1 protein-coding gene is annotated in these 804 nt (G+C 44.0%); it reads left to right on the forward strand.

What is annotated here, in order from left to right; genetic code table 11:
• Window positions 1-45: 45 nt before the first annotated feature.
• Window positions 46-687, forward strand: coding sequence for a porin family protein (locus ACFS7Z_RS27300; protein ID WP_377492682.1), 642 nt, complete (start codon window positions 46-48; stop codon window positions 685-687).
• Window positions 688-804: the final 117 nt, after the last annotated feature.

Raw genomic sequence — 804 nt, forward strand, 5'->3', positions numbered from 1 at the left:
TTTGTTTATGAATATTGTTTCATAAAATAAAACAATATAATATTCATGAAAAACAAGTACTTATTGACAGTTGCAGCAGCCTTGGGCTTTGCTTTCGCAGCTGAGGCACAGACTGTGTCAGTTGGTCCCCGCATTGGAGCCACTTTCTCAACGATGAATTACTCTGGTGAGGATGCAGAGGATTACAATGAGGAGATAAAGTCAGTGGGCGGTATGCAGATTGGCGGAGTAGCAAACGTCATGATTAACGAGATGTTCTCCGTTCAGCCGGAACTGCTTTATGTACAGAAAGGCATGAAGATGGAAGAAGATGGCGCAACTTACAAGCAAAAGCTGAACTACCTGGAAGTGCCGGTTTTAGCGAAGATTTCTTTTGGCGCGGAGCAACTACAGGGCTTTGTCACTGCAGGCCCATCTGTTGGCTACTGGTTAAGCGGTAAAGAAAAGATGGAGTATGACGGTGAAAAGGAATCTGATAACTATGAGTTCGATGATGAGAATAACAGAACGGAGCTTGGTGCAAACTTCGGTGTAGGCTTAGCCTACAAAGTAGGCGCAGGTGCTGTTAACTTCGATGTAAGGTATGGCTTTGGCTTGTCAAGCCTGTATGAAGCATCGGAAGGTGACGATTCCAAAGTAAAGAATCGTGTATTAGGTGTTTCTTTGGCCTACCTGTTCAGCCTATAACACGCACATATGAAGTAAGCATGAATCATCCCGAGCTTAGAGCTGGTGCGTCTAAAACAGGAAGTTCTCCTTTTTCCTCCCCTCTAAACTACGGAATGATTCATGTTCATTTGATGG

This window comes from Pontibacter toksunensis (assembly GCF_042686245.1).
Taxonomy (GTDB): domain Bacteria; phylum Bacteroidota; class Bacteroidia; order Cytophagales; family Hymenobacteraceae; genus Pontibacter; species Pontibacter toksunensis.